The 3,080-nt window shown below is 71.0% G+C and carries 1 protein-coding gene and 1 pseudogene; both read right to left on the minus strand.

Features of this window, described 5'->3' with window-relative positions; genetic code table 11:
- Window positions 1-63: 63 nt before the first annotated feature.
- Window positions 64-2,004, minus strand: coding sequence for a flavin-containing monooxygenase (locus BST11_RS26635; RefSeq protein ID WP_083141156.1), 1,941 nt, complete (start codon window positions 2,002-2,004; stop codon window positions 64-66).
- A 189-nt stretch (window positions 2,005-2,193) separates the two neighbouring features.
- Window positions 2,194-3,080 (minus strand): annotated as a pseudogene (locus BST11_RS29055) (PE family protein); the annotation flags it as partial.

A 3,080-nucleotide genomic window follows, 5' to 3' on the forward strand; every position in this document is an offset into this window, starting at 1 on the left:
GGGCGGGTGTCGACGCGGATGCTGCGGGGGCCATCGACGACTACCGTGCGCATATCGGCGCGCTCACTTTCTTTGCCGCACAACAAATTGTGACCAATCGGGCTCGCGGACCGCGGCCCAGTACTCGTTGAGCCGCCACGGGCTCACGGTGTGGATCTCCCCGTCCGGGTTTTTGAAGTAGGAGTGCTTGACCGCGGGGTGCGACCACACCATCTTCTTGATCCGGGTCTGCGTGCGTTCATGCCACTGCTTCGCCGGCTCGGGCTTGGGCTCCATCGAGTGCAGCCCGTCCTCCACCAGCCGCCTGAGGCACTGGTCGATGTAGCGCATCTGCAGTTCGGACTGGAAGATCAGGCTGCCCCCGTGGGCCAGATGGGTGCCGGGCCCGTAGATGATGAAGAAGTTCGGAAACCCCGGCACGGTGACGCCCAGGTAGGCATACGGGCGGCTCCCCCACATCCGGTGCAGTTCAATTCCGTTGCGGCCCCGTATGTCTAGTGGCCACAGCACGTCGATGTGCCGGAACCCCGTGGCGTAGACGATGACATCGGCGTCGCGGGTCACCCCGTCGTCGGTGACCACGCCGTGCGGCGCGATCTTGCGGATCGGCGTGCGCACCAGCTCGACGTTGTCCCGTTGCAACGTCCGCAGCCAGCTGCCGTTGTCCTGCAGGGTCCGCTTTCCCGTCGCCGGGTAGTCGGGCAGCACCTTGGCCAGCAGCTCGCCGGATTCCGGGTCGCTGCCGACCTGGCTGGTGATCCACTCGGAGAACATCATTCGGGCCGCGGCGTTGATGTCGCTGACGGCGTAGTCCTGGTCGGCGTAGTTCGGGTCGCCCTCCGCGGCGTCGAGCCCCTTGTCCGCGCCGGGCCACAGGACGAGGAATCGATACCACCGCCCGTAGAACGGCAGGTGGCGCATCGCCCAGCGCACGCCGTCGCCGACCTCGTCGTGGTACATGGGGTTGGGGAACATCCACTGGGCGGTCCGCTGGAACACGCTGAGCCGCTCCACGCGGTCGGCGATCGCGGGCGCGATCTGAAAGCCGCTGGCGCCCGCCCCGATCAGCGCGACCCGCTTGCCCGTCACGTCAACCGAGTGATCCCAGGCCGCGGAGTGAAACGACGGGCCCTCGAAGGTGCCGGCCCCGTCGAATTCCGGGATGTGGGGCCGGTTGAGCTGACCGACCGCGGTGATGACGGCCCGGGCGGTGACCGTGTCGGTCTGGCCGTCGGCGCCGCGCAGCGACACGCTCCACACACCCTCGTCGTCGTTCCAGACGGCCGCCACGACTTCGGTGTTCCATCGGACGTGCTCCCCCAGCCCGTGTTTGTTCATCACGCCGGTGAAGTAGTCGCGCAGCTCGTACTGCTCGGCGAAGAAGTGGGTCCAGTCGTTGTTGGGTTCGAAGCTGTAGCAATAGAAATGGTTCGCGACGTCGACGCGGGCGCCGGGATAGCTGTTCTCCCACCATGTTCCGCCGGGGCCGGGGTTCTTTTCGACGATGGTGAACGGGATGTTGGCCTGTTTGAGGCGGACGCCGGCCAGGAGGCCGGATTCGCCGCAACCGACCACCAGGACCGGGAATTCGGCAGCGGATTCGGCCGGAAGAGCCGCCGGACGGCGCGGATCGACGCCGTCGAGATCCATCTCCTCGAGGATCAACGGCAGGTAGTCGTCGGTCACGTGTTCGCAGGCGGCCCAGTCCATCATCTCCCGGATGAGATCGAGGCTCAGCGGCTCGGGCTCGGGGCAGCCGCGGTCTCGGTAGTCGGCGATCACCGGCAGCGCCGCCGCGCGGGCCCGGGCCTTGTCGTCCTCCGACATGAACCCCTGCACCTCGTTGAGGAAGATGCCCATCGGCTTGAAGTCCCGGATGAACCGCGGGTCACCGGTGATGTGGACGAGCGACAGGAGCAGCGTCGGGATGCTGACGTCCTCGAGCGCGGCCGCGATCTCGGCCGTCGACGTCGTGAACGGATGGCCGGCGTAACGGCTGCGCATCAAGCCGATCCTTCCGGTAGGCGGGCCCGCGACCAATTACGCTACTAGCGGTTTCGTAATTGGCAGCACTACGCTACCGCGCTGCGCGGCGGGGGATCAAGGGAGGCCGCTGGGGGTCGTCTTCGTCGTCTTCGTTGTTGGTGGTGAAGCGTTCGGGGTGGTGGTAGGGGTTGGTGCGGGGTTGTCCGGCTACGGGTTTCCGTGCGCCCCGGGAGTGCCAACCACCCCGCCGAGGCCACCCATTCCGCCGGCCCCGCCGTTGACGCCGTTGCCGCCGTTGCCGCCGATCCCGAAGATCGACGGGGTGTAGGAGCCGCCCATCATCAAACCCGCGTTCCCGCCGTTACCGCCGGCGGCGGACCCGACGCCCGCGCCCGCGTCGCCGCCGGTGCCTCCGTAGCCGAAGAATCCGAGACCGCCGCCGCCGGCTCCGCCACCGCCCCCGATGCCGGCCGGAGCGGCGCCGCCGTGCCCGCCGTTGCCGCCTATCGCGGCCTCGAACGCGGCGGCCAGGCCGCCGGCGCCGCCGGCGCCGCCGTTGCCGAGGGCCGAGGCGCCCCCGGCGCCACCCGCCCCGCCGCCGGCTATGCCGGCGATCGCGGCGCCCACGCCGCCGTCGCCGCCGAGGCCACCGGTTCCGCCGGCGCCACTGGCGGCGCCGCCGGCCCCGCCATTGCCGCCGACGGCGGCGGCCCACCCGACCAACGCGGGGGCCGCGGCGGCGCCGCCGGCGCCGCCGGTCCCGGCGATGCCGGTCGTAGCGGCGCCGCCCGCGCCGCCGAGGCCGCCCTGGGTCAAGTCGAGTCCGAAGAAGCCGCTGGAGCCGCTGCCGCCGCCCGCACCGCCGGCGCCCCCGGCTCCCCCGTCAGCGGTCGCGGCGCCGCCGATCCCGCCGTTGCCACCCATGCTCAAGTCGATCCCCAGCGGGCTTCGGGCGAAGCCCAGGCCGCCGGCGCCGCCGTCGCCGCCGATTCCGGTGGTGGCGGTGCCGCCTGGGCCGCCGGCGCCGGTGGCGCCAGCGGCTTCCTCTCGGGCATCGGTGGTCCCGGCGGGGCCGGCGGCGACGCGTCCAGCGG

The sequence above is a fragment of the Mycobacterium alsense genome (assembly GCF_002086635.1).
GTDB classification, from domain to species: Bacteria; Actinomycetota; Actinomycetes; order Mycobacteriales; family Mycobacteriaceae; genus Mycobacterium; species Mycobacterium alsense.

Coding starts and splice junctions, on each gene's coding strand:
- BST11_RS26635 (WP_083141156.1), bottom strand. CDS start 2,004: ATGCGCAGCCGTTACGCCGGCCATCCGTTCACGACGTCGACGGCCGAG.